The sequence below is a fragment of the Methylobacterium sp. D54C genome (assembly GCF_053345595.1).
In genome coordinates, this window is sequence record NZ_JBKFAK010000019.1 from 32,519 (window position 1) to 56,805 (window position 24,287).

Sequence of the window (24,287 nt, forward strand, 5' to 3'; positions counted from 1 at the left end):
CGGGAGCCCCCGACGGCGCGGCGGATCGGCCGATCCGCCGCGCGTTTCACCGCGGCGATCCCACAATGCTGCCGCGCGGAAGCGGCCTGCACGATAATTTAAGCCGGCGCCTGCCATCGGTTGAGAACTGGCGTGGCCAAGGTCAGGTCCTGCGATTCGGCGACGATCCGTGCACGTGATCGCACGGGATCTGCCCCGGGATCTGCGATCTCCGCGCCCATCGGGATTTCGAGACGCGGGTACCGTGCCGATGACGACAACCGACCTGACGTCCGCCGGGACCGCATCCCCGGCCGGCGGCCGCGCGGCGATCCTGCGCGGGGCCCGCATCGGAGCGGCGGCGGCCGTCACCGTGATGGTGCTGCTCCTCGACCTCATCAGCTACTCCCAGCTTATCTTCTCGGGGCCGCTGGTGGAGAGCCGCGCGGCCGGCCTGTCGGCGCTGCTCGCGGCCTACGTGCTGGGCAGCCTCGTCTTCATCGCGCTCCGCCGCACCGCGCGGATCTCGCTGTCCTTCATCGGCGCGGCCGCGATCGTGCAGGCGGCGATCGCCGCGGCGGTCGCCGGGCAGCTCGAGGCCGCGGGCGTCACCGATCCGGAGACGGTCGGACAGCTCGTGCTCGTCGCCTGCGGCGTCTCGACCTTCGCCACCGGCGTGATCTTCGCGCTGCTCGGCACCCTGCGGGCCTCCCTGCTGGTGCAGCTCCTGCCCTACCCGGTGCTCGCCGGCTTCCTCGGCGGCGTCGGCCTGCTGTTCCTGCGCAGCGGCGTGCAGATCGGCGGCCATGTCGACGACCCGCTCGCGGCCCTGCTCCGCGCCGTCGATCCGGCGAACCTCGATCCGGGCCGGATCGATGCCGGGGCGCTCGCGCGCATCGCCCTGACCCTCGTGATCGGGTTCTGCGCCTTCTACCTCCCCCGGATCGTCCGGCACTGGGGGACCTACCCGACGGTGATCCTGTCGAGCCTCGCGGTGGTCCATCTCGGGCTGGCCTGGACGGGCACCAGCGTCGCCGCCGGGCAGGCATCGGGATGGCTGATCGAGCCGCTGCCGACGGGCACGCTGCTGCGGCCGCCCGCCATCGGCAGCCTGACGGCCTTCGATCCGCACCTACTCCTGCCGATCTGGCCCAAGATCGCCACCCTGGTCGTCGTGGCGGTGATCATCCAGATCCTCTACGTGGTGAGCGTCGAGCTGGAGATCCGGCGCGACCTCGACATCGACCGGATGTTCGTCGCCTCGGGCGCCACCAACTTGGTCGGCAGCGTGTTCGGCAGCTCCGCGATGGGCTTCGGCCGGACCTCGACGCTGCTGCTGCACAACATCGGCGGCGGCCACTGGCTCGGCTGGTGGCTGACCCTCGCGGTCATGGCGGCGCTCCTCATCGTCGGCGCGAGTCCCCTGGCGCTGCTGCCCCGCCCGCTGGCCGGCGGCGCCCTGATCGCCATCGGCATCGGGCTCCTGTTCAACCTCGGCGTCGCCAGCCGGACGCTGCCGGGCTGGGAGATCGCCATCGCGCTGGTCGTGTGCACCGCCACCGCGTATTTCGGGGCCACCACGGGCTTCCTCGTGGGCGTCCTGCTGGCGATCCTGATCTTCGGGGTCCAGTACGGGCAGATCGGCGCGATCCGCCGGTCGCTCTCCGGGGCGGACCGGCGCAGCAGCGTGATCCGCGGCCCCGACGCCGCCGCGCGGCTCGAGGCGGCCGGCGGCCGGACCCGGATCTACACCCTGCAGGGCTACCTGTTCTTCCTCAACGCGCAGGCGATCTTCCGCCGGGCCGCCGCGGAGGCCGGGGATCTGCGCGTGCTGATCCTGGATTTCCGCGAGACCGTGGGACTCGACAGCTCGGCGCTGATCGCGTTCCGCAAGGTCGGCCAGCTCGCCGAGCAGCGGCGCTTCGAGGTGCTGCTGGTCCACGTGGATCCGATCGCGCGCCTGCTGATCACCCGCAGCGGCCTCACCGCCGACCCGCGTGTCCGAATCCTCGACACGCTGGACGAGGCCCTGCGCGCCGCCGAGGCGACGCTCCTGGCGGAGGCCGGCGGCGCCGGCCCGGGGGAGGTCGCCGTCTTCGCCCGGCACATGGCCGACCGGCTCGGCAGCACGTTCGGCCCGGACGACTTCGCGCCCTACCTGACGGTCCGCGAACTCGCGGCGGGCGCGGCGCTGATGCGCCAGGGGGAGGCGGCCGATGCCCTCTACTTCCTGGAGCAGGGCCTCGTCTCCATCGAGATGGAGGTCCCCGGCCGCGGCAACCTGCGCCTGCGCACCACCACGGCCGGCACGGTGATCGGCGAGATCGCGCTGGTCCAGGGCGGGCGGCGCACCGCCACCGCCGTCGCCGAGAGCCCCTGCCGGGTGGTCGTCATCGACCGCGCCGCCCTCGCGCGGATGGAGCGGGAGCGCCCGGACCTCGCGCTCGCCTTCCAGCGCTTCCTGATCCTGGAACTGGCCGGCAAGGTCTCCGACACAAACCGGCTGCTCGAGGCCGAGATGCAGTGAGGCACCCGGCGGCGCCCGCTCTCCCGGTCAGGGGTCAGGCCGCCGCCAGCACCACGGCGAGCCCCAGATGGGTGACCTGGTGCAGGAACTGGTCGATGCCGATCAGCCACCAGAACCGGGCGTCCGTGGGCGGCAGGCTCGTCCGCCGACCGACCAGCACCTTGCCGCGATCGATCCCCGTGTGGATCGCGAAATCGACGAGCGCCAGCCACCACAGGGCCGGCTTCACCGCCAGCGCGATCGCCAGCGTGCCGAGGCCGTGCAGGCCGGTATGGGCGCAGAGGGGGGCGAGCCAGGCGGACGACCGCTGCTTGCCCTGCGCCATCCAGTTGGTCTGAAGGAAGAAGTCCGCCGCGAGGTGCTTCACGGCGAACGCCAGGACCAGCAGCGCGAAGGCACCCACCGGGACGAGCGTATCGACGGACGGCATCGCGGCGCTGGCTCTCCTGCCGCGATCCTGCGGGGACGGGTTCGGCCGCGCGCACCGCGCGCCGAATCGAGGAAGCGCCAGCATACACGCGCCGACGGACCCTGGCGCGAGCGGAAATCCGGCGCGGCCGCCGGCCCGATCCCGGGCGTGACACCGCAGGATTCGGGATCCGGAATGACTTCCCGCCCTGCTGCCGGGCGCTCCACCAGATGTTTCCTCTATTCCCTCAGGTATCCGGCAATCTGTCGAGTTTTAATAATTCCAATCCACGAAGATAGACGTTGTTACACAGAACAGCCACGTGTTACGCGTCCCGCCCGCACGCGCCGTGCCGATGGGACATTGTGAGCGGGACAGTGGCGACCTGGAACAGCGACGCCGGTCCCCCCGGCCACGGGATCGCCGCGGTCCCGCCGGGCCGGCCCGGCCGCCCTCCGCCCGGCGGGTCATGGAACCTCGCGGCGTTCGAGCGCCATCGCGCCGCCTATCTGGCGCGGGCGCGCCGCATCCTCGGCTGCCCGGCCCAGGCGGAGGACGTGGTCCAGGACGTGCTGCTCCGGCTGATCGCCGATCCGCCCCCGGCCGAGACCGCGATCCAGGCCGCCTATGTCGGGCGGATGGTGCGCAACCTCGCCCTGGACCGGGCGCGGCGGCAGGGCCTCGAGCGGCGCCTGTTCACCGGCCTCGACGCCGCGCCGGACCCGGCCGATCCCGGCACCGGGACCCCCGAGGCGGCCGCGGCGTCGCGGGAATCCCTGCGGCAGGTGGAGGCCGCGGTGGCCGAGCTGCCGGAGCCGGTGCGCACGGTCTTCCAGCTCCACCGGGTCGAGGGCGTGCCGCAGATCGAGATCGCGGCCCGGCTCGGGGTCTCGCGCGCGCTGGTGTGCGGCCTCGTACGCCGAGGCCACCTGCACTGCCTCGCGGCCCTCGACCGGCGCTGCGCCGCCTGCCCGGCGCGCGCCGAGGCCCCAGGCCGGCAGCGGCGCCGGACCGCGCCCGTCAACTAGGACCTCGGCCGCGGCCCGGCGCAGGCGATCATCAGCCCGCCGGCGACGGGCCCGTGGGCGGGGGCGGGGGCGTCACCGGACGCGCCCCCCCCCCCGTTCGCGGAGGGCGGTCTAGGCGGGCACCGCGGGAGGCCGCGGCGCGGCGTCGGCGGCGGCAGCCCCCGGCACCCAGAGCCGGTCGCGCACGAAGTGCTCGCGCGACAGCGCGACCAGGGCCGCGCGCTTGTGGGGGAAGTCGACGGTCGCGATCGTCGCGAAGCCGGAGCCGTGGAGGTTCCGGATCTGCTGGGCGTGATCGGCCCGCGGCTCGCCGACGACGCGCTGCGTGCGCGGCTCGTCGAGGAACAGGTAGTGCATCAGCGACGGCAGCCAGGCCGAGAGCGCGGGCCGCCCGCGCACGGACGCGTCGCCGATCGCGACGTGCCAGCCGCGGTCGTAGGGGCCGGCCTCGTAGAGCGGCCCGAGGCGGCTCTCCCGCGCCCAGTACAGCTCGAAATAGCCGAACGGCCTGCCGTCGAGGCAGCCGAGCAGCGGCAGGGTCGCGGGGTCGGCCTGGAGCGCGGCGATGTAGGCGGCGTGCGCCTCCAGGGTACCGGTCTCCTGCCAGATCGCGGCGATCCGGGGGTCGTTCATCCAGGTCGAGAACAGGGCGACGTCGCCGGGCTCCGTCATCGTGCGGAAACTCAGACGCCGGTCGAGCCAGGGGATCGCCCGTGCGTAGACCGTGCCGGCCGGCGTCCGGGGCCGCAGCGGGTGGCGGCGGCCGGCCGTGGCGGTGAACAGCTCGGGGAAGGGCGGCCGGGCCCGCGGGAGCCAGCGGGCGGCGCATTGCCAGAGGAGCCCCGGCAGGATCTCGACCCCGTCGCCGTCACCGAGGGCCCGGGCCGCGCCGAGGTCGAGCAGCCGTCCGGACGTCGCCGGATCGGCCACGACGACGATGCGCAGGACCTGCATGTCCTGGGCGGTCAGCGCCTCGGCGCGCGCCAGGATCGCCTCCGCGGCCGCCGCCGGCGCGACCGGCTCGGCGAGGCGGATCACCGGCACTTCGCGGGTCCCCTCCAGGGTGAGGGACACCGGCGCGGCGTCCCGCGCGGTTTCCCGCGCCCCGTCATCGCGCGGCTTCGGGGGATGCGCCCCCACGTCGCGCATCCGCTGGCTCGAAGCGTCCGTCATCCGTCCTCCGCGCGTCGCCGGCACCTCCGCGTCGCCGGCACCTCCCTGACGGATGGGCCCGTCCGGCGTTCAGAGGTTTCGTGCGGGCGCTGTCCGCCGGCGCCGGGTGCGACAGCATGAACGGCACCCCGCCTCAACCGTCACTCCGTCGAAGCCCGAGCGGCGCAGGAGCGAGCGGATGGACAGGCACGGCCAGGAGGCGGGCGCGGACACGGCTGCGGAGGCAGGTCCGGGCACGGCCGGAGACACGGCCGGAGACACGGCCGGAGACACGGCCGGGGACATTGCCGAGGCCCGGGCGCCGTCCCCGGCGCGAGCCTCCGCTCGGACGGCCGCCTGACATGCAGGCGCCCGAACCGACCTTCGAGACCCTGCGCGACGCCCATGTGGCGGCGCTCACCGGCTCCCTGATCGACGGCGTCGAGCACGGCCCCGGGGGCGCCGGCTACGTCTGGTCGCGCAGCATCCCGGACCCGACCGTGAACTTCGCCTTCGGCGTGCACCGTCCCGACCAGTTCGCCTGGGCGGGCGCGGCCGCCCTCGGGCGCGCGCGGGCGCCGGCCTTCCTGGCCCGGGACGACGGCGAGATCGCACTGCTGCGCGCCCTGTTCGAGCCCGCGATCCTCTACCCGGCGCGCTGGATGGTGGCGCGGGAGCTTCCGGCGCCGGCCCCGGCCGGCAGCGCCGTCACCGTGCAGGCGACGCCCGCGCCGGGGCCGGATTTCGAGCGGGTCTTCGCCCACCTGTCCGACGCGCCGGGCGTGCGGACGCATCTGCGCCGCTACTACATCCCGGCGCTGCGCGCGGCCCGGGGCCGGCACGGCCTCGTGACCCTGCACCTCGTCCTGCGCGATGCCGCCGGCCCAGCGGCCTGCGCCAGCCTCTACCTGCGCGGCGAGACGGCGGGCCTGTACAATGTCAGCACGCGGGCCGACCGGCAGCGCCGCGGCCTCGGCACCGCCGTGACGGTCGCGGCCCTGCGCGAGGCGCGGGCGCGGGGGGCGGTTCAGGTCTTCCTGCAATGCCCGGCCGACGGCAGGACCGAGGCCCTCTACGCGCGGGCAGGCTTCCGGACGGCCTGCGCGCCGACCCTGCTGTGCACGACCCCGCCCTGATCCGGACCCGCTCAGAACGGCTCCGCGCCGTACCCGTCGGGCGTGAGGCCGAGGACGAACCCGATCTCCGCATCCGCGTCGCGCAGGACGAGCGCGCTGGCCGGGCCGGTCACGACCTTGCCCCGTCCCTCGATCCGGGCGCCGTAGCGACCGCGGGGTTCGAGGGCGGCCAGCGCCGCGAGGGCACGGCGCACCGCCCGCGGGTGGCGGACGCCGTTCTCGTCGCGCCAAGCCGCCTCCTCGCCGGGCCAGACCCGCCGGGGCAGGTGCTGCACGCCGGCGCGCGCGGGCGGCCGCAGGGCCGCGGCGAGGCGCGCGCGGAGCCTCACGGCCGGCCGATCCAGGCGGCGCGCAGGATCCGCAGGGGCGCGGCTGTCACGGGCCTCCGGACGGGCGCGAGCGGGAGCGCATCGAGCACCACCGCGCCGGCGAGCGCCGCGGCCAGGGGCGCGTAGTCGGCCAGATGCACGCCGTCCCGGTGGAGGCCCGGACCGGCGAGGCCGCCGGTGCCGGATCGCCACGGCGCGAACGGGTCGAAGAAGGTGCGGCCCCCCGCGGCGCAGAGTGCCGCGAGGCGATCCGAGAAGACCGCGACGGCGGCGGGATCGCGCCCGGTCGCCCCGGCACCGATCGGCGGAATCGCGGCGACGAAGACCTGCGCGGTCCAGGCCTCCAGGCGGCGCAGGATGTCCCGGACATCGGCCTCGAACCGGTCGACCACCCGGGCCCGCTCGGGATGGCGCCAGCGCTGGATGTCGTTGGTGCCGATGATCAGCACCGCGGCCGCGCAGCGGACCGGGACGCGCAGCGCCGCGAGCTGGCGGCCGCAATCGGCCGCGGTGCTCCCGCCGACCGCGACGTTGATGCAGGGCCGGCCGCCGAGATCCGGCGCGCCGACGAGCTCCGCGTGGGAATTGCCGGCGAGCAGCACGCTGCCGGGCGCGGCCGCCCGGAGGGCCGCGCGGATGCCGGGACGCCGCTCGGCGAAGCGGTGCCCGACGATCCGCCCGTGCCGCCAGTGCCGGGCCGCATTCTCGATCCAGTGGGCGCCCATGGCTGTCCTGATCAGGCGTGAGGGAGCGGCCGCTCCCGGACGGCCGGGACCGGAGGATGACGGGGCGGGCCGGCCCGCAGCCCGGATACGGGGGACGACAGGCCATGCGCGGCCGAACGACTTGCCGTCGCGCGATGGATCGTCGGAGCAACTTTTCAGAAACACTTATTTCTATGACCCAATACATTGGGTCATCTTCACTGCATATATGTGGGAAAAAATCACACGTCAATCACCGCGCGGGCCGAACGGGCGCCGTTGCCGGGCCGGACGCCTTCCGGCGGATGCGGCGCCGCGCTACCTCGGGACTCGCGGGGCGCCGTCGGCCGCCCGGGAGCGTCGGGGAGCCAGGATGGCCAGCGCGATGATCAGGGACCGGGTCTTCATCGTCACGGGCGCGGGCTCGGGCCTCGGGGAGGCGACGGCGCGGGGCCTCGCGGCGGCGGGGGCGCGGGTGGTCGTGGCCGACATCGCCCGGGAGGCCGGCGCCCGGGTGGCGGCGGACCTCGGGGCGCAGGCCCGGTTCGCCGAGACGGACGTCACCCGCGAGGCGGACGGCGCGGCGGCGGTCCGGACGGCGCTCGACGCGTTCGGGCACCTCCACGGGCTGGTGAACTGCGCCGGCATCGCGCCGGGGGAGAAGGTGGTCGGCCGCGACGGGCCGCACCGGCTCGAGACCTTCGCGCGGGCGGTCTCGGTCAACCTCGTGGGCACGTTCAACATGATCCGGCTGGCCGCCGACGCCATCGCCCGCGAGGCGCCGGACGCGGCCGGCGCCCGGGGCGTGATCGTGAACACCGCCTCGATCGCGGCCTTCGACGGCCAGATCGGGCAGGCCGCCTACGCGGCCTCGAAGGGCGGGGTGGTATCCATGACCCTGCCGATCGCCCGGGAGCTCGCCCGGCACGGCATCCGGGTGGTGACCATCGCGCCGGGCATCTTCGAGACCCCGATGATGGCGGGCCTGCCCCAGGACGTGCAGGACACGCTCGGCCAGAGCGTGCCGTTCCCGCCGCGCCTCGGCCGCCCGTCGGAATACGCGGACCTCGTCCGGCACATCTGCGAGAACCCGATGCTGAACGGCGAGACGATCCGGCTCGACGGGGCGCTGCGGATGCCGCCGCGCTGACGGCTCAGCCGATCGACACGCTGGTCAGCACCTCGGCGGCGCGGCGGACCTCGGCGGCGATCATCTCCTCGCTCGGGCCGTCGATCGGCAGGTCCGACAGGATCGCCGCCACGTCGCGCTTCACGTCCTCGCGGATCTCCGGGTTCTCCTCGGAGAGCCGACCGATCAGGACGCCGAGCACGATCTCCAGGGCGGACAGCTTGGCGTGCAGGCGGGTGAACTCGTCCAGGGGCTCGGGCTCGTGCGCGGTCATGGCCTGCTCCATCGGGGGGACGTCCGCCGTCCCCGAGGGCGCGCCGGATCGCCCGCGTGTCATACAGGGGCGCCGGCCGTCCGTCTCGCCGGGCCGTCGGCCCCGCGCGGCCCCGGGCGCCGACCCGGCCCCGTCCGGGCGACGGGACCCGAATTTTTTCCCGATCGCGGGCAACCGGATTTCCGGACCCGACGTTTCACGCATCCGTGAACGAACCCGCGAAGGGACACACCGCCATGATCACCCGTCTCACCGCCGCAGCCGGCCTCCTCGCCCTCTCCACCGGCCTCGCCCTGGCCCAGACGCCCACCGCGACGCCCGCCGAGCCGGCCACGAAGGCCGACAGCAACATGAAGGAGTGGCAGGTCGCCAAGGTCGCCAAGGTCGGCCTCGCCCAGGCGCTGGCCACCGCCGAGTCGCAGGGCGACGAGAAGGGCGGCCGCGCCATCGACGCCGATTTCGAGAAGGCCGGCAGCAAGGATCCGGCCCACTACGCGATCAAGGTCGTCTACCCGAGCGGCAAGCTCGTCGAGTACGGCATCAACGCCGATACCGGCGCCCTCTACAAGACCGAGAACCAGCCGTTCGAGCGCTACTTCACCCGGCTGAAGGCCTCCGACTTCCAGAACGCCAAGACCTCGCTGAAGGACGCGCTGGCCATCGCCGAGCAGAAGGCCGGCGGCGGCAAAGCCTACGAGGCCGAGGTCGAGAAGGACGGCTCCTCGGTCCAGTACGAGATCAAGGTCGCCGGCGCCGACAAGGAGCAGGAGGTCAAGGTCGGACCGGACGGCAAGGTCCTGAACTGAAATCTAGGGCTGCGGCGATGAAGGCTGCCGCAGCCCGCTCCGTCCTTGCGAGCGGAGCGAAGCAATCCAGGCAGCGCCACGCTTATCCAGGGCGCGCTGCCCTGGGTCGCGTCGCTGCGCTCGCGAGGACGACCGGGTCGGTTGCTGCATCCTGTCGCTCCACCGTCCGGGGAGCCGTCGAGCCCTCACGGCGATTCCCCCTTGCGATGCGGCCCGAGCGGCCGCGAACGGGGAGGGCGGCATGGACGCCGGCGCGCAGGACACCGACGGCCGTCTCGGCCGGCCCCACACCCGGGTCGAGGGACCCGACAAGGTCACCGGCCGGGCGCTCTACAGCTCCGACCTCACCGGCCCGGACCGCGACACGGCCCACGCGGCCCTGGTGACCAGCACCATCGCCCGGGGCCGCATCACCGGGTTCGACCTCGCGGCGGCCGAGCGGGTGCCGGGACTCCTCCGGATCTTCACCCACCGGGACCTCGCGGGCGCGGTGGCGCCGGTGAAGCACCTGATGGCCGGCGGGTACGCCAACAGCTCGCACCGTCCGCTCGATTCCGACGCCGTCGCCTATGCTGGCCAGATCGTGGCCCTCGTGGTCGCCGAGAGTCAGGCGGCCGCCGAAGCGGCGGCCGGTGCGGTGAAGGTCGCTTACGCGGAGGAGCCCGCCGCCGGCGGCTTCGACGCCACCGGCGCCGAGACGGTGCGCCTCGCCGACCTGAAGGCTCAGCACGAGGATATCGCCCGGGGCGACGCCGAGGCGGGTTTCCGGGACGCGGCCCTCCGCGTCGAGGCGCGCTACGCGACGCCGGTCCAGCACCACAACCCGATCGAGCTGTTCACCACCCGGGCCGCCTGGGACGGCGAAAGGCTCACCGTCCACGAGCCGACCCGCTACGTCGGCGCCGTGCAGCACGGGCTCGCGGCGCAGCTCGGGCTCGATCCCGCGCAGGTGCGGGTGGTGGCGGGGCTGATCGGCGGCCATTTCGGCTCGAAATTCGCCCTGTCGCAGCACACCGCGCTGGTCGCGCTCGCAGCGCGGCACCTCGGCCGGCCGGTCTCGCTGGTGCCCAGCCGGCGACAGTGCTTCACCATCGCCAATTATCGGCCGGAATCGCGCCACCGCATCCGACTCGGCGCCGACCGGACGGGCCGGTTCACCGCCCTGGTCCACGAGGCCGAGACCGTGACGTCGCGCTTCGATCCCTTCGTCATGGAGGGCGCGGAGGTGACGGCGAGCCTCTACGCCTGCCCGAACATCCGCACCGAGGAGCGGGCCGTGCGGGTCGATCGCAACACGCCGGGGCCGATGCGGGCGCCCCCGGAGGTGCCGTTCCTGTTCGCCCTGGAGAGCGCCGTCGACGAGATGGCGGTCGCGCTCGGCATGGACCCGATCGCGCTGCGCCGCCTCAACGACACGGCGGTCGATCCGGTCTTCGGAAAACCGTTCTCGACCCGGCCGCTGATGGCCTGCTTCGACGCGGGCGCCAGGGCCTTCGGATGGTCGCGCCGGGTGCCGCGCCCGGGCGCGATGCGCGACGGGCCCTGGCGGGTGGGTCTCGGCTGCGCGACCTCGGTGCGGCCCACCAAGATCGCGGCCGCGACCCTGCGGGTCCGGCTCGGCCCGGACGGCGCCGCGGAGGTCGCCTGCGCGCACCACGAGATCGGCAACGGCATCACCACGCTGCTGGCGATGGGCGCGGCGGACGGGCTCGGCGTGCCGGTGGAGCGGGTCACCGTCCGGCTCGGCGACACCGACCTGCCGGCGGCGGGGATCTCGGGCGGGTCGAGCACGACCACCAGCCTGATGAGCGCCCTGGCGCTCGGCTGCCGCCAGATCCGCGAGAGCCTGGCGCAGGCCGCGACCGGGCAGGGCGGGCGCCTCGCCGGCCGCGATCCGGGCAGCCTGCGCCTCGCGGGCGACCGGCTCGCGGCGCCGGACGGGGCCGGGATCGCGCTCGGCGAGGCCGTCGGCCCGGAAGACGTCGAGACGGTCGCGGAGTTCGTGCCGGCGGGCGGCAACCGGGAGAAGGCGCTCGCGGGCCTGCGGCAGGGCCATATCGGGCTCGCCCTCGGTGGGGGCGGGAAGGCCGTCTCCTGGGGCTTCGGCGCGCAGTTCGCCGAGGTCCACGTCCACGCCGAGACCGGGGAGATCCGCGTCGCCCGGCTCACCGGCGCCTTCGCGGCGGGGCGGATCCTCAACCCGCTGACCGCGCGGAGCCAGCTCATGGGCGGGATGATCTGGGGCCTCGGCTCGGCGCTGCTCGAAGAGACGGTGGTGGACGGCGCCGCCTACCGCAACCCGGATCTCGCCGAGTACCTTGTCCCCACGGCGGCCGACGCGCCGGAGGTGGAGGCGCTGCTGGTGCCCGATCCCGACGATCAGGTCGATGCGCTGGGCCTGAAGGGCCTGGGCGAGCTCGGGATCATCGGGGTGAACGCGGCCATCGCCAACGCGATCCACCACGCCACCGGCCGCCGGATCCGCAGCCTGCCGATCCGGCTGGAGGACGTGGCGTGAGGGGCTGACTCTCCTCCCCCTTGCGGGGAGGAGTTTGGGGATCGCAGATCCCGCGTGGGAGTGGGGCCGGAAAGGGCTCGGCGGTTCCTTCTGAACCATCCCCACCCCTAACCCCTCCCCGCAAGGGGGAGGGGAATATCGGACACGCTTGCCCGCCGCCTACTCCATCGTCGGCGCGAGCTTCTTCACGCTTGCCACGTCCTCGCCGAGCCACGCCGCGTTCTTGGCGGTGCCGTCGAAGGTCGCGCTCGTCTTGAACAGCTCGTACTTGCCCTCCAGCGCGTAGGGCTTCGAGCGCGACAGCAGCTCGGCCACCGTGGCCTTGTCCATCGGCTTGAAGGTCTTCACCGCCTCGAAGGCCTGGTCGAGGTCGCGCTGGTTCTGGATGCCGGTGATCACCACCGAGACCGGCAGGTTCAGCGAGAAGTGCAGGTACTCGAGCGGCTTGATCGGCGCGTCCGCCTTCAGGATCACCCCGTCGCCGAAGGTCTTCATGGCGAGCGGCGCGATGCCGTTCTGCACGAGATAGGGCAGGACGAGGTGGCTGAACGAGCGGAAATGCGCGTCCATCACGTTGACCGGCATCTGCACGGCATCGAAGTGGAAGCCGCGCTCGGCGGCGACCTCCAGCATCTGCAGGTGGATGCGCGGGTCCTTGTGGCCGGTGAAGCCGATGTAGCGTAGCTTGCCCTGCTTCTTCGCCTCCAGGAAGCCCTCCATGGCGCCGCCCTCGGCGAAGACCCGGTCCGGGTCGTCGTAGCGCAGGATCTCGTGGTGCTGGACGAGGTCGATCCGGTCCGTGCGCAGGCGCAGGAGCGACTGGTCGATCTGCTTGAGCGCCTCCTCCTTGGTCCGCCCGTCCATCTTGGACATCAGGAAGACCTTGTCGCGGTAGCCGCCCTGCGCCAGGGCCGCGCCCATGCGCAGCTCGGAGCGCCCCTCGTTGTAGTCCCAGCAATTGTCCATGAAGGTGATGCCGCGGTCGATCCCGGCATGGATCAGCCGCGTCGCCTCGTCGTCCGTCACGGCGCTCTTGCCGAGATGGAACCCGCCCATGCCGATCGCCGAGATCTTTTCGGAGCTCTTCCCGAACGACCGGTAGAGCATCTCGCCCCGGCGCTCGCCGGGATCGGTGACGAAGGGCAGGTCCGCGGGGTCCTGCGGGCGGTTGCCGGGGAGGACGGGGGCGTTCACGGCCGCACCCGCGCTGCCGGCGCCCGCGAGGCCCGCGCCGAGCACGGCGCCCTGGAGGAAGCTGCGGCGTTCCATCGGCTGTCTCCGTTCGAGGATGTCCTGGTGAGGGGAGGTAATGCGTCGGGCCGCGTCATCGTTCGGTCCCCGTGGCGAGGCGTCCCGCCGCGTGGAGCAGGCGCAGGGCGGCGCAGGCGGCGCCGTAGCCGTTGTCGATGTTGACCACCGTGATGCCCGGCGCGCAGCTCGCCAGCACGGCATCGAGCGCGGCGCGCCCGCCCGCCGCGACGCCGTAGCCCACGGAGGTCGGGACCGCGATCACCGCGCCCGCCACGAGGCCGCCGACGACGCTGGGCAAAGCCGCGTCCATGCCGGCGGCGACGATCACCACCGGGTGCGCGCGGATCTCCTCGATCCGCGACGTCAGCCGCCACAGGCCGGCGACGCCGACATCGGCGAAGAGCGAGGCCGCCCGTCCGGCATAGGCCAGCACTCGCAGCGCCTCGCGGGCGACGGGCACGTCCGAGGTGCCGGCCGCCACCACCGCGACCCGGGCCGGGCCGGTGATCCGGGGAGCCTCGCCGAACACCGCCGTGCGCGAGACCGGGCAGTAATCGAGCCGCGCGGCGTCCCGGAGCCGGTCGCGCTTCTCCGGGTCGAGGCGGGTGAGGAGCAGCGAGGCGCCGCGCGCCCGGGCGGCCTCCAGGATCGCGTCGATCTGCTCCGGGCTCTTGCCGGCGCAGAAGATCGCCTCCTCCAGCCCGATCCGCTCGGGCCGGGCGAAATCGAGGGTGAACTCTTCGGAGATGCTCACGCCCGGGCCTCCCGCGGCTCGACCAGGAAGGCGCTGCCGACCCGGTAGGGGGCGAAGCGGACCGGGCCGGCGAGACGGGCCGGCGCCATGTCCCGGATGCCCGCCCCGAGCGTCTCGCGATCCTCGGCGTCGAGGGCGGCGAGACTCGCCGGATCGAGTTCCACCACCACGCCCTCGGCGCGGACCCGACAGCGGACGGCCCGTCCGGCGCCGTCGGTCGCCAGCGCTCCGCCGACCAGCCGCTCGACCGCGTGAATGAAGGTCAGGGTCTCCGGCTCGATGGCGATGCCGGTCTCGACCCGGCTCGACAGGCAGGGCGCGGCCGGCAATTCCGCCACGGCCCCGAGGCCGAGGTCGCGGGCGAGCGCCCGGACCGACGCCTTGTCGAACCCGGCCTCCACGTAGGGGTGGCGCACGCCGTGCTCCCGGGCGGCGTCGAGGCCGGGGCGGTACTCGCCGAGGTCGTCGCGGTTCGCGCCCGACAGGATCTGGCGGTCGGTGACGCGCCGGACCGCGCCGTAGAGGTTGGTCTTGCAGAAGAAGCAGCGGTTGACCGGGTTCGCCCGGTAGGCCGGGTCGGCGAACTCGCCGGCCTCGATCACCCGTAAGGACCAGCCCTCGCGGGCGCCCTCGGCGCGCACGCGCGCGGTCGCTTCCTCCGGCACGGCCGGCGAGACCGCGTGGACCACCAGAGTAGCGCTTGGCGCCAGCCGGTGGGCGAGGGTGGCGAGCGTCAGGCTGTCGACCCCGCCGCTCACCGCCACCGCGACGGGGCTGAGCCCGGCGAGGACGGATTCCAGATGCTGGCGCGTCACCGCTCCTCCTGCTCCTGTTCCAGGGCGAGGCGCTCGGCCTCGCGGCGTAGGGCGGCCCGGGCCGCGTGGTCCGGACGGTCGCGGGCGTCGTCGGCCTCGGCCTTGGCGGTGCGCCCGCCCGGCCGCGCCACGATCTTCACGCGAACCGACCGGCCCTCGTGCTCGACCGTGCGGGCGGCGCGCGCGAGCACCGCGCCCTCCACGGGGTGGTAACGCAGGCCGATGGTCGTGGTCTCCCGGAAGCAGGCCGCGACCGCCGCCTCCAGGCTCTCCGGACGGACCAGGACCTGGATCCGGGCCATCATCCGGCCCTTCTTGCCGATGACCGGCATCTGCACGACGTCCACGATGCCGGGCTCGGCGCGCAGCCGGTCGAGGCCCGTGGCGAGATCCTCGCCGGACTGGTCGTCGACCTCGAAGGCGATCACCGCGAGATCCCGCCGGCCCGGGCGGGACGCGGCGCCGTCCTCCAGCACGAGGGCGCGCAGGCAGTTGCTCAGGCCCGGCAGGACCTTGGTGCCGAAGCCGATGCCGGTGCGCCCGAGGATCCCCCGGGGGCGACCGCGCCTGGGATCGTCGCCGCAGAGGTGGCGCAGGATCGCCGCGCCGGTGGGGGTGACGCGCTCGCCGGGGATCCCGTCGTCGAGGGTCGCGAAGCCCGCCAGCAGCAGCGTCGTGGCGGGGGCCGGGACGGGGAGGGGACCGTGCTGGGTCCGCACCCGGCCGGAGCCCAGTGGCAGGGCCGAGACGCTCCAGCTGCGCGCCTCCAGGGCGGCGATCAAGTGGGCGGCGGCGACGATGTCGGCGATCGAGTCGGCGGCACCGACCTCGTGAAACGCCACCGCGTCGACCGCGATGCCGTGGACGCGGGCCTCCGCCTTGGCGAGGTGCCCGAAGATGCCGAGCGCGTGCGCCCGCACCGCCGGCGCGAGATCCGCCGCCTCCAGCGCGGCGCGAATCTCCGACCAGGGACGGTGGCCGTGGTCGCGGGCATGATCGTGGCCGTGATCGTGGCTGTGATCGTGAGCATGCGGATGGTCGTGCTGCCCGGTATGCGCGTGCCGGTGCGGCGCGGGCCCGGGCTCCGCCCCGGGCGCCGACACGGTGAAGCGCGCGCCGCTGAGGATCCCATCGTTGTGCGCGCTGACCGCGCAGGCGATGCGCGCGTCGACCGCCCGGACGCTGGCGGACACGCCGGCCCGATGCTCGGGGAAGGCGTCCAGCAGGGCGGCGGCGAACATGTCGCCGGCGACGCCGCCGAGGGCGTCGAGGTGGATGTGCATCGTGTGTCGCGCGGGCGCCGGTGGCGGGTGACGGGTCCACCTCAGATCGGCCGCGGCCGCCCCGCGGCAAGGCGCACGCGGCCTCCGGTGCCGCGGCGTATCGCCCGCGCCGCTCAGGAGAGCTGCAGGTAGGCCGGATCGAACAGCCCGCGCTCCCGCAGCCCGTCGAGATCGCGGATCGTCAGGCGGCGGCTGCGCAGGGCGACGAGGCCGCCGGTGCGCAGCTCCTTCAGGGTGCGGTTGATGTGCACGCTCGTCTGGCCGAGGGCGTCGGCGAGGTCGGGCTGGGTCACCGGCATTGGCAGCGTCGTCCCGTCCGCGAGGCCGACGCGCGTCAACCGCAGGTGCAGCTCGCAGAACAGGTGCGCCAGCCGCTCGATCGCCGAGCGCCGGCCGACGCTGGCGATCCACTCGCGGTGGATCGCGGTGGCGGCGAGCAGCTCCCGCCACAGGCACTCCTCGACGGCGGGCCGGCCGCGGACCGCGTCGCCGATCTGCTCCGGGGCGATCCGCGCGACGGTGACGGGTGTCAGCGCGCCGATGGCGTGGTCCATGCGTGCCCGGCGGAACACGAACGGGTCGCACAGGTCGCCCGGCAGGAGCAGCGCGACGATCGCCCGCCGCCCGTCCGGGAACTGCTTGTACCGGCAGGCCCAGCCGTCGAGGATCAGGTGCGTGTGGTACGGGTCGCTCTGCTGCCCCTCGATATCCTGCCGGGCCGCGACGTGGCGGACATGCAGGCGCCCCAACCCGTCGAGGATCGCGCGGTCCTCGGGCGCGAGCCGGACATGCCGCTCCATCTTCCGTACGAACGGGTTGTCCACGTCCGCCTCCGGTCAGATCACCGCGGCGCCGGCGTGCCGGCGGCCGGGCAGTCGCCGGGACAGGCGCCGGGGAGGTCGCCGAAGCGGGGGGCCGCGGGGGATCGGGCGACGTCGCGCCCATCCGAAGCGTCCCGAACGACGGCGCCGCCATGGGTATCGGTCAAATAATGAGGCACGGATATTTCTATCGGCAGGGGGCCAAACCGTCGCCCGAACATCGAAGTCCGGATCTTCTTGATCGGCTTGTGCCTGCAGCAGAAAAACGCGCGCCAACCTGTGTTAAGTCGGCGTTCTCGCCGGCGACGCGCTCCGCGAGCCCCCCTTCGCTCAGGAGGCCGGCCCCCGCTGAGGGCCGGGCGCCGCGCTACTCCGCGGCGGCGCCCACCGTATCGGCCATGCGCGCCCGGCGCGTGCCCAGGGGCTGCGGTTCGCCGACGGTCGTGTCCTCGGCGGTCTGATGCTCCATCTCGGCGTTCACCTGGGCGCCGGCCAGCACGATCATGGTCGAGAGCCAGATCCAGGTCATGAAGCCGATCGCCGCGCCGAGCGAGCCGTAGGTCTTGTTGTAGCTGCCGAAATGGCCGACGTACCAGGAGAACAGCAGCGACGCGACGATCCACAACACGGCCGCGAGGGCGCCCCCGGGCGTGACCCAGCGCCAGCGCGGCGCGTCCCGGCTCGGCCCGTAGCGGTAGAGCAGGGCGAGGCCGAGCAGCACTGCCAGGAGCAGGACCGGCCACCGCAGCAGCGCCAGCCACCACGCGTCCGCGCCGAGCCCGACGAATTCCAGCACCACCGGCACCACCACCACCGCGGCCAGCGCCAAGAGGAGGAACAGGAGCGCCCCCGCCGTGAAGGCGAGGGAGACGAGATTGAGGACGAGGAAGTTGCGCTTCTCGCGCTCGTTGTAGACGAGGTTGAGGGCGTCGAAGACGTGCTTCACGCCGCCATTGGCGCTCCACACGGACAGGGCGATGCTGATGAGCAGGCTGAACCCGAGGGTGGTGTTGCCCTGCTCGTTCAGCCGCTTCACCTGGTCGCCGACGATCTCCAGGGCGCCCTGGGGCAGGATGCCCTGGAGGCTGGCGAGCTGGTCGTTGATGGTCGAGGCGTCGGCCACGAGGCCGTAGCAGGAGACCAGGGCAGCCACCGCCGGGAAGATCGCCAGGAGCGTGAAGAAGGTGACGCCGGCCGCGATCAGCGACAGGCGGTTCTCGCCGATGTCGTGATAGGCGCGCAGCGCGATGTCCTTCCAGCCCTTGGCGGGGATCTCGGTCGGCGTCGAGGCCTGCCGCCCGCGATCGGCCTCGGCCCGGGCCACGGCGTGGGCCTCCCGTCCCGCATGCGCAGGCGACGTCCGGCGCGCCCCGTCCCGGTCGGCGGACCGGCCGGGCGCACGGTCGACCGAGGCACCGACCGCGCCGCGCGCCGACCGGCGGGGAAGGGCGACGATGCCGATCAGCGCGGTGGCGAGGGCGAGGGTCCAGACCGTCGAGGCGCCTCCCTCGGGCGCGGCGGCCCTGGCGGGGGCTGAATCGGGGGCAGGCATCAGCGACCTCGGAAGGGTTCGGGCAGACGGGCGCGTCCGAATGGCCGCAGCTGTGAGGGGGAACGCCGCGGCGCGGGGAAGGGTTCGCCGTGCAGTTGCAACTCGACGACACACGACGCGGAGAACCGGCATGGCACGCCTGGACGGCGGGACGGTGGTCATCACCGGGGCCTCGAGCGGCATCGGCCGGGCGGCGGCCGAGGCCTTCGCGGCGCGGGGCGCCCGGGTGGTGCTGGCGGCGCGGCGGGCCGACGTGCTCGACGGAATCGCCCGCGACCTGCGCGCGTCGGGCGCCGAGGCCGTCGCGGTCGCCACCGACGTCACAGAGCCCGAGGCGGTGGACGCCCTGTCGCGGGCGGCACTCCGGGCCTTCGGCGGCATCGACGTCTGGATCAACAATGCCGGGGTGGGGGTATTCGGCCCCCTGCTGGACGCTCCCCTGGACCTGCACCGGCAGACGATCGCGGTGAACCTGCTGGGCGCCGTGAACGGGGCCTACGCGGTGCTGCCGCATTTCCTCGACCGCGGCCGGGGGACGCTGATCAACACGGTCTCGATGGGCGGCTGGGCGCCGACGCCCTTCGCCGCCGCCTACACGGCCAGCAAGTTCGGCCTGCGCGGCTTCTCGGCGAGCCTGCGCCAGGAACTCGCCCGGCACCGCCACATCCGCGTCTGCGCCGTATTTCCCGCCATCGTCGACACGCCGGGCCTGGAGCACGGCGCCAATGTCAGCGGCCGGCGGCTCAATCCCGGGCACCTGTACTACGCGCCCGAGGCCGTGGCGGAGACCTATCTCCGCCTCACGCGCCACCCGCGCGACGAGGTCGCGGTCGGCTGGCCGGCCCGCCTCGCGCAGGTCGGCTACGCGCTGGCTCCGTACCCGACCGAGCACCTGATGGGTGCCGGGTTCCGGTGGGCCCTCGACCGGGCCGAACCCGGGCCGCGCACGCACGGGGCCCTGCGCGCGCCGACGCCGGAGGGCACGCGGGCCGACGGCGGCTGGCGCTCGCGCAAGGGCGTCCCCGATGCCGGAACCCTGAGTACGGCCCTCGGCACGGGGCTCGCCGCCGCAGGGGCCTGCGCGGCCGTCCTCGCCGGTCTCGCGGCGGCGCGGCGGTTCGGCGCCCGCGGCTGAGCCCCGTTCGGGACAGGCGTTAACCCATGTTGCGGCATGGGCGGCCGGGGCGCGCCACAACCGGTCCTCTGGGCTTGACCGGCCCGCCCGCCGACGACCGGACCGAATGCCCGACACCGAAGGCCCATCGCTCCTCGATCCCATCGCGGATGTCGCAGAGGAGGCCGGGGACGAGACCCGCTTCGGCCTGCCGGAGGCCGTGCGCGCCCATCTCGGCACGCTCCTCGGTCGCGCCTACGACCGGATCGACCTCGACTCGGACAGGGATGCGAACCCCTTCGCCGACCTGCTCGCGCGCCTGGAGACCGCCCTCGCGCAGGCCGAGGGCGAGCGCGACAGGACGTTCCGCGCGGGCCTGCTGCAGGTGGTGCCGGCGCTGCACCGGTTCGCGGTCTCGTTGACGCGCGACCCGGCCGCGGCGGACGATCTCGTGCAGGACACCCTGCTGCGCGGCTGGCGCGGCCGCGGCGGATTCACCCCCGGGACCAACCTGGAGGCGTGGCTGTTCACGATCCTCCGCAACGTCTTCTACAGCCAGCACCGCAAGCAGGGCCGCGAGGTCGCCGACACCGACGGCAGCTACGCCGACCGGCTGACCAGCATCCCCGAGCAGGGGGGCCATCTCGACCTGCAGGACGTGCGCGCGGCCCTGGATCGGCTCGCGCCGGTGATGCGGGAGGCGCTGGTCCTCGTGGCGATCGAGAACCTGAGCTACGAGGAGGCCGCCGTCGTCATGAACTGCCGGATCGGCACCGTGAAGAGCCGGGTCTGGCGCGCCCGCGAGCAACTCGCGCGCATGCTCGGCTACGGCGGCGACGAGATCGGCAGCGACGGGGTCATGCTCTCGGTGACCGGCACCTCGGCCTGATCGCGACGATTCTCACGATCGAATACGCCAATTCGACACTTCGACGGCCGTATTCGCAAGCAAATTGACTTAGGTGAAAGCGCCCGGGCCGCCGCCTGGGCGATATGGGGCGGGTTGGGTCGATCCGTCGACTCGGCCGGGCTCCCATCGGTGTGACACCCCCCCGATCCACCGATGGGAGCCTCTTCACCGGAAGCCGCAGCGGATGCGCGGGCCGGACACCCCCGCCCCCGATCTCAGGTCGAGCCGCCCCGATCCGCATCGAGCTGCTGCAGCAGCTCCGCCAGCCGGGGATCCAACGCCTCGTCGATCACCGGATCGTACATCGCCCGCATCTGGTGGCCGAGCCGCACGCGCGTCTGCGCGTCGAGGGTCGGGCCGCCCGCGATGGGGATCACCCGCAGGGCGGCGGGTGCCGCGCCGGGGGCGTAGCGCTCGGTCGGTCTCGGGGCGGCACGCCGGTGCTCGGGCCGCGGTTCAGGCCGGTGTTCGGGATAAGGCATGCCTCCTACATCGGCCCGCACCCCCGCCGCGGCAACCACCGGTCCGCCCGGCGGCACGACCGGCGGCACGACCGGCGGCACGACCGGCGGCACGACCGGCGGCACGACCGGCGGCACGACCGGCGGCGTCTCGTCGTCCGCCTCAGGCATCGTCCTCCGGGGCGAAGACCTCGCCCTTCTCGGCCAGCACGGTGTTGGCCGCGTCGCGGGCCAGCTCGTCCCGCGCGGCCGCGGGATCGGGGCGGCCGAGGGCCCGCGCCAGGGCCCCGTCCCAGCCGGGCGCCGGCGCCTGGCCCTGCCCGGCGAGGATCGCGCCGGCCCGGCGGCAGACCCGGTCCCAGTCCGGCGCGCCGAGGGCGGCCCAGTCGGTCCCGAGGCCGAGTTCGGTGGCGGCTTCGGTGGCGGCCTGAGTCGCGGCCCGGGTCGCGGCGTCGGCCGGGCCCGGCGGCGGGGCGGGGATGTCGGTCATGGCGATGCGGCCTCCTGCCGGGCTGTCGATGCTCCGGCGCACGATATAGCGCGCCGGTCCCCGCCCATCAGCGCAGGCCGTGGGCCGCGAGTTCCTCCGGCACGCAAGCGGCCGCGTCCTGGCGCACCAGGATCGCGTCGAGGGTGACCGGGCGGTCGTCCCAGGCATCCACGCCGACATCGCAGGAGCGCGTGGTGTCGGCGAGCCAGCCGTGGCTGTGCCCGTAGAGGTGGCGCGTCTCCCGCCACAGGCCCGGCCAGGCCCGGTGCGCGTAGTGCGACAGGAACAGGCGGTGCGGCCGCCCGCGCGCGTCCGCGACGGAGAGGCGGGCGCTCTCCACCGGCGGCTCGGCCCAGGGCAGGTCCAGGACACGGTTCGAATCGTGGTTGCCGCGGACGAGGCGCTTGGCGCCGTTCAGCCGCGCGAAGATCGCCGCGCAATGCGCCCGGCTGGCATGCGCGGCGAAGTCCCCGAGGTGCCAGACGACGTCCTCCGGGCCGACCACGGCGTTCCAGCCGGCGACAAGGGCCTCGTCGTGGGCCTCGACGCTGCCGAACCGAGCACCGCGGTGGCGGAGGATGTGCGGGTCGCCGAAATGCGTGTCCGCGGTGAAGAAGATCGCCATGGTGTCGAGACCTGGGCCGCGGGCGCGTCCCGTCCAGGCCGGCCGGCGCGGGGCGCGCGGCCGCACCGCCGCTTCGGGCCCGCTTCCAGCCCGACTCGGGCCCGCTTCCGGGAAGCCCCACGGGCCGGTAAGGCTGCGGCGATGCTGGATCCCGCCATCTACGCCCATCTCCTGGACGCGGCGCGCGCCCATCCGCCGCTGCGGGCCGCCCTGGAGCGGGCCGGTCCGATCCGGGTCGAGCCGCCGGCGCATCCGTGCGTCGCCGACCGCCTGTTCGTCGAGGTGGTCAACCAGCAGCTCTCCGTCCGGGCGGCGGCGGCGATCTGGGCCCGGATCGAGGCCGCGGCCGCGGCGGCGGGCGCGAGCCCGAGGGGCCTGTTCGAGGCCGGGGACGCGGCGCTGCTGCGGGCCTGCGGCATCTCGGGCAACAAGGTGCGGGCGCTCCAGGCGATCGTGGCGGCCGAGACGGCGGGCCTCCTCGGGCCGGGCCTCGCCGCCCTGCCGCATCCCGAGCGGGCGGCGATCCTGTGCGGCATCCGCGGCGTCGGCCCCTGGACGGCCGACATGGTCGGCATCTTCCACTTCCACGACCCGGACATCTGGCCCGCGGGCGACGTGGCGGCGGTGGGCTGCCTGCGCCGCCTCACCGGGCAGGCCGACACCGCCGCGGTGGCGGCCGCCTTCGCGCCGTACCGCTCGATCCTGGCCCGCTACCTGTGGCGGATCAAGGACACGGCGCCCGCACCGGTGGACGTGCCTGGGGACGTGCCTGGGGACCTGCCGGCCCGGCCGGACCCGGCACCCCGGGCCCGGCGCCCCCGCGGCGCGGCGAAATCCGGGTGACGGCCGGCCGGGGATCGGCTATCCGTCGGCGCCTCCCGGGCCCGTAGCTCAATGGTTAGAGCCGGCCGCTCATAACGGTCTGGTTGCAGGTTCGAGTCCTGCCGGGCCCACCAGCCTTCCCCGATCGCGGGATCCGCCGGGTGGCAGGTCCCACCCCCCGGATCGAACGCCCCCCGCCTGCGCCCTCTCGCCTTCGCCCCCCACCATCGCGTAGGTCCAACCGTGCCCACCGCCACGCTCGACCCCGCCGATCGCCCATGCTCCCACAGTACCGCTGGCTCTGGGCCCTGACCCTCCTCCTCGCCTCCGGCGGGGCGGGCCTCCTCTACAACCTGCTCTTCGTCGGCGGGGCCTCGATGCTCGCCGGCCTGGTCTACGCCCTGGCGGTGGGCGGGACGGTGCTGGCCTTCGTGCCCGGCCTGGCCCTGTCGGGCGTCCAGACGCGGCTGCGCCGCCTGCCGGCGCTGGTCTACATGCTGGCCGCCGAACTGCTCTACGTGGTGCTGATCACGCTCGGCTGCGCGCTCGGCGGCCTGGTCGTCTGGACCTTCGGCCTCACCGCCGACAGCCTGTCCACGGCGGTGCGGATCACGCCGCGGTTCCTCGCCTACTCGCTGGCCGTGTCGGCCCTGCTGGTCTTCGTCATGCGCATGCGCGACCTGATCGGCGGCGAGGTGTTCGTGAACTTCATGATCGGCCGCTACCACAAGCCGGTGCAGGAGGAGCGGATCTTCCTGTTCCTCGACGTGGTCGGCTCCACGGCCTTCGCGGAGACCCACGGCGACCTGCGCGCCCAGGAGTATCTCAGCGCCGTGTTCGCGACGCTCGCCGAGCCGGTGCGGCGCAACGCCGGCTCCACGGACGACTTCATCGGCGACCTCGCGATGATCACGTGGCCGATGAAGCGCGGCCTCAAGGACGCGCGCTGCGTGACCTGCGTGTTCGCGGTGCTCGACCGGATCGAGGCCGACGCCGCGGCCTGGCAAGCCCGGTTCGGGACGGTCCCGCGGCTCCGGGCGGCGCTGCACGGCGGTCCGGTGGTCACGGCCGAAGTCGGGGTCGACCGCCACAAGATCGCGTATTTCGGCGACGCCGTGAACGTGACGGCGCGGATCGAGGCCCTGTGCCGCCCGCTGGGCGTCGACATCCTGATCTCTCAGGATCTCCTCGACCGGCTGGACCGGCTGCCCGACGGCGTCCGCGCCCGCCCGCTGGGGACGCACGCCCTGCGCGGCCGCGGCGCGCCCCTGGCGGTCGCCACCCTCGAGCGCGGGGCGGCGCCGGACCGGCTGATCCCGGAGCAGAGGCCGGCGCCGCCGGTGCTGGACCGCGCCGAGGCCGTCGCGGAACCGCGCTAGGCTCCCCGTCGGGGCCGCG

General features: G+C 74.2%; 24 protein-coding genes and 1 tRNA gene. 11 read left to right on the forward strand and 14 right to left on the reverse strand.

Going from position 1 to position 24,287, the window contains the following annotated elements:
- Window positions 1-250: 250 nt before the first annotated feature.
- Window positions 251-2,506 (forward strand): cyclic nucleotide-binding domain-containing protein, encoded by a 2,256-nt coding sequence (locus ACLBYB_RS25280; RefSeq protein ID WP_447700458.1) that lies wholly within the window; start codon window positions 251-253, stop codon window positions 2,504-2,506.
- A 34-nt stretch (window positions 2,507-2,540) separates the two neighbouring features.
- Here the strand turns inward: ACLBYB_RS25280 and ACLBYB_RS25285 are convergent, their stop codons facing one another.
- A complete protein-coding gene (locus ACLBYB_RS25285) occupies window positions 2,541-2,936 on the reverse strand; it encodes a DUF3307 domain-containing protein (RefSeq protein ID WP_042671032.1) in 396 nt (131 codons plus the stop codon).
- Between the two features lie 344 nt (window positions 2,937-3,280).
- Between ACLBYB_RS25285 and ACLBYB_RS25290 the strand changes: the two genes are divergently transcribed.
- Window positions 3,281-3,943 (forward strand): sigma-70 family RNA polymerase sigma factor, encoded by a 663-nt coding sequence (locus ACLBYB_RS25290; protein WP_447700428.1) that lies wholly within the window; start codon window positions 3,281-3,283, stop codon window positions 3,941-3,943.
- Window positions 3,944-4,054: 111 nt separating this feature from the next.
- On the opposite strand, the gene ACLBYB_RS25295 is transcribed toward ACLBYB_RS25290, so the two are convergent.
- On the reverse strand, window positions 4,055-5,116 hold the full coding sequence (locus ACLBYB_RS25295; protein WP_447700429.1) for a GNAT family N-acetyltransferase: 1,062 nt from the start codon (window positions 5,114-5,116) through the stop codon (window positions 4,055-4,057).
- Between the two features lie 341 nt (window positions 5,117-5,457).
- Here ACLBYB_RS25295 and ACLBYB_RS25300 point away from each other — a divergent pair, with 341 nt between their 5' ends.
- Window positions 5,458-6,231 carry a GNAT family N-acetyltransferase gene (locus ACLBYB_RS25300; RefSeq protein ID WP_132367844.1) on the forward strand — a complete coding sequence of 258 codons (774 nt, stop codon included), beginning with the start codon at window positions 5,458-5,460 and terminating at the stop codon, window positions 6,229-6,231.
- Window positions 6,232-6,242: 11 nt separating this feature from the next.
- Here the strand turns inward: ACLBYB_RS25300 and ACLBYB_RS25305 are convergent, their stop codons facing one another.
- Together ACLBYB_RS25305 and ACLBYB_RS25310 are read right to left on the reverse strand one after the other, a co-directional pair.
- Window positions 6,243-6,560 carry a hypothetical protein gene (locus ACLBYB_RS25305; RefSeq protein WP_447700430.1) on the reverse strand — a complete coding sequence of 106 codons (318 nt, stop codon included), beginning with the start codon at window positions 6,558-6,560 and terminating at the stop codon, window positions 6,243-6,245.
- Window positions 6,557-7,285 (reverse strand): SGNH/GDSL hydrolase family protein, encoded by a 729-nt coding sequence (locus tag ACLBYB_RS25310; protein WP_447700431.1) that lies wholly within the window; start codon window positions 7,283-7,285, stop codon window positions 6,557-6,559. Before ACLBYB_RS25310 ends, ACLBYB_RS25305 begins: the two co-directional genes overlap by 4 nt.
- Window positions 7,286-7,637: 352 nt before the next feature.
- Here ACLBYB_RS25310 and ACLBYB_RS25315 point away from each other — a divergent pair, with 352 nt between their 5' ends.
- Window positions 7,638-8,414, forward strand: a complete 777-nt coding sequence (locus ACLBYB_RS25315; protein WP_091682588.1) for a 3-hydroxyacyl-CoA dehydrogenase — start codon at window positions 7,638-7,640, stop codon at window positions 8,412-8,414.
- A 4-nt stretch (window positions 8,415-8,418) separates the two neighbouring features.
- Here the strand turns inward: ACLBYB_RS25315 and ACLBYB_RS25320 are convergent, their stop codons facing one another.
- Window positions 8,419-8,667, reverse strand: coding sequence for a hypothetical protein (locus ACLBYB_RS25320; protein WP_026605197.1), 249 nt, complete (start codon window positions 8,665-8,667; stop codon window positions 8,419-8,421).
- A gap of 236 nt (window positions 8,668-8,903) precedes the next feature.
- Here ACLBYB_RS25320 and ACLBYB_RS25325 point away from each other — a divergent pair, with 236 nt between their 5' ends.
- Both ACLBYB_RS25325 and ACLBYB_RS25330 read left to right on the forward strand, forming a co-directional pair.
- Window positions 8,904-9,473, forward strand: coding sequence for a PepSY domain-containing protein (locus ACLBYB_RS25325; RefSeq protein ID WP_020094795.1), 570 nt, complete (start codon window positions 8,904-8,906; stop codon window positions 9,471-9,473).
- Window positions 9,474-9,714: 241 nt separating this feature from the next.
- Entirely contained in the window at window positions 9,715-11,991 is a 2,277-nt protein-coding gene (locus ACLBYB_RS25330; RefSeq protein WP_447700432.1) for a xanthine dehydrogenase family protein molybdopterin-binding subunit, read from the forward strand.
- Window positions 11,992-12,150: 159 nt separating this feature from the next.
- Here ACLBYB_RS25330 and ACLBYB_RS25335 read toward each other — a convergent pair whose 3' ends face one another.
- The 6 genes from ACLBYB_RS25335 to ACLBYB_RS25360 form a co-directional block, all read right to left on the reverse strand.
- Window positions 12,151-13,260 (reverse strand): aldo/keto reductase, encoded by a 1,110-nt coding sequence (locus ACLBYB_RS25335; protein ID WP_020094797.1) that lies wholly within the window; start codon window positions 13,258-13,260, stop codon window positions 12,151-12,153.
- A 55-nt stretch (window positions 13,261-13,315) separates the two neighbouring features.
- Window positions 13,316-13,996, reverse strand: coding sequence for a nickel pincer cofactor biosynthesis protein LarB (gene larB / locus ACLBYB_RS25340; protein WP_082557874.1), 681 nt, complete (start codon window positions 13,994-13,996; stop codon window positions 13,316-13,318).
- Window positions 13,993-14,811, reverse strand: coding sequence for an adenine nucleotide alpha hydrolase (locus ACLBYB_RS25345; protein WP_447700433.1), 819 nt, complete (start codon window positions 14,809-14,811; stop codon window positions 13,993-13,995). The genes larB and ACLBYB_RS25345 overlap by 4 nt, the downstream gene beginning before the upstream one ends.
- The gene (locus ACLBYB_RS25350) at window positions 14,808-16,094 is read right to left on the reverse strand and encodes a LarC family nickel insertion protein (protein ID WP_447700434.1); all 1,287 of its coding nucleotides are present in this window, start codon (window positions 16,092-16,094) and stop codon (window positions 14,808-14,810) included. Before ACLBYB_RS25350 ends, ACLBYB_RS25345 begins: the two co-directional genes overlap by 4 nt.
- Before the next feature lie 113 nt (window positions 16,095-16,207).
- Window positions 16,208-16,918, reverse strand: a complete 711-nt coding sequence (locus ACLBYB_RS25355; RefSeq protein WP_042672072.1) for a Crp/Fnr family transcriptional regulator — start codon at window positions 16,916-16,918, stop codon at window positions 16,208-16,210.
- A gap of 364 nt (window positions 16,919-17,282) precedes the next feature.
- A complete protein-coding gene (locus ACLBYB_RS25360) occupies window positions 17,283-18,467 on the reverse strand; it encodes a YihY/virulence factor BrkB family protein (RefSeq protein WP_103985985.1) in 1,185 nt (394 codons plus the stop codon).
- Between the two features lie 130 nt (window positions 18,468-18,597).
- Between ACLBYB_RS25360 and ACLBYB_RS25365 the strand changes: the two genes are divergently transcribed.
- Together ACLBYB_RS25365 and ACLBYB_RS25370 are read left to right on the forward strand one after the other, a co-directional pair.
- Window positions 18,598-19,602, forward strand: coding sequence for an SDR family oxidoreductase (locus ACLBYB_RS25365; protein WP_447700435.1), 1,005 nt, complete (start codon window positions 18,598-18,600; stop codon window positions 19,600-19,602).
- Window positions 19,603-19,708: 106 nt separating this feature from the next.
- Window positions 19,709-20,470 (forward strand): sigma-70 family RNA polymerase sigma factor, encoded by a 762-nt coding sequence (locus tag ACLBYB_RS25370; RefSeq protein WP_020094805.1) that lies wholly within the window; start codon window positions 19,709-19,711, stop codon window positions 20,468-20,470.
- A 236-nt stretch (window positions 20,471-20,706) separates the two neighbouring features.
- Here ACLBYB_RS25370 and ACLBYB_RS25375 read toward each other — a convergent pair whose 3' ends face one another.
- The 3 genes from ACLBYB_RS25375 to ACLBYB_RS25385 all read right to left on the reverse strand — a co-directional run bounded on the left by ACLBYB_RS25375 (window position 20,707) and on the right by ACLBYB_RS25385 (window position 22,067).
- Entirely contained in the window at window positions 20,707-21,123 is a 417-nt protein-coding gene (locus ACLBYB_RS25375; protein WP_447700436.1) for a hypothetical protein, read from the reverse strand.
- Window positions 21,116-21,442 carry a hypothetical protein gene (locus ACLBYB_RS25380; RefSeq protein ID WP_020094807.1) on the reverse strand — a complete coding sequence of 109 codons (327 nt, stop codon included), beginning with the start codon at window positions 21,440-21,442 and terminating at the stop codon, window positions 21,116-21,118. Before ACLBYB_RS25380 ends, ACLBYB_RS25375 begins: the two co-directional genes overlap by 8 nt.
- 67 nt (window positions 21,443-21,509) lie before the next feature.
- Entirely contained in the window at window positions 21,510-22,067 is a 558-nt protein-coding gene (locus ACLBYB_RS25385) for a metallophosphoesterase (RefSeq protein ID WP_447700437.1), read from the reverse strand.
- Window positions 22,068-22,208: 141 nt separating this feature from the next.
- Between ACLBYB_RS25385 and ACLBYB_RS25390 the strand changes: the two genes are divergently transcribed.
- From ACLBYB_RS25390 to ACLBYB_RS25400, 3 genes are all read left to right on the forward strand, one after another.
- Window positions 22,209-22,910, forward strand: a complete 702-nt coding sequence (locus ACLBYB_RS25390) for a DNA-3-methyladenine glycosylase family protein (RefSeq protein ID WP_447700438.1) — start codon at window positions 22,209-22,211, stop codon at window positions 22,908-22,910.
- Window positions 22,911-22,947: 37 nt separating this feature from the next.
- Window positions 22,948-23,023, forward strand: a tRNA-Ile gene (locus ACLBYB_RS25395).
- A gap of 144 nt (window positions 23,024-23,167) precedes the next feature.
- Entirely contained in the window at window positions 23,168-24,268 is a 1,101-nt protein-coding gene (locus ACLBYB_RS25400) for an adenylate/guanylate cyclase domain-containing protein (protein WP_447700439.1), read from the forward strand.
- The last annotated feature ends 19 nt before the right edge of the window (window positions 24,269-24,287 follow it).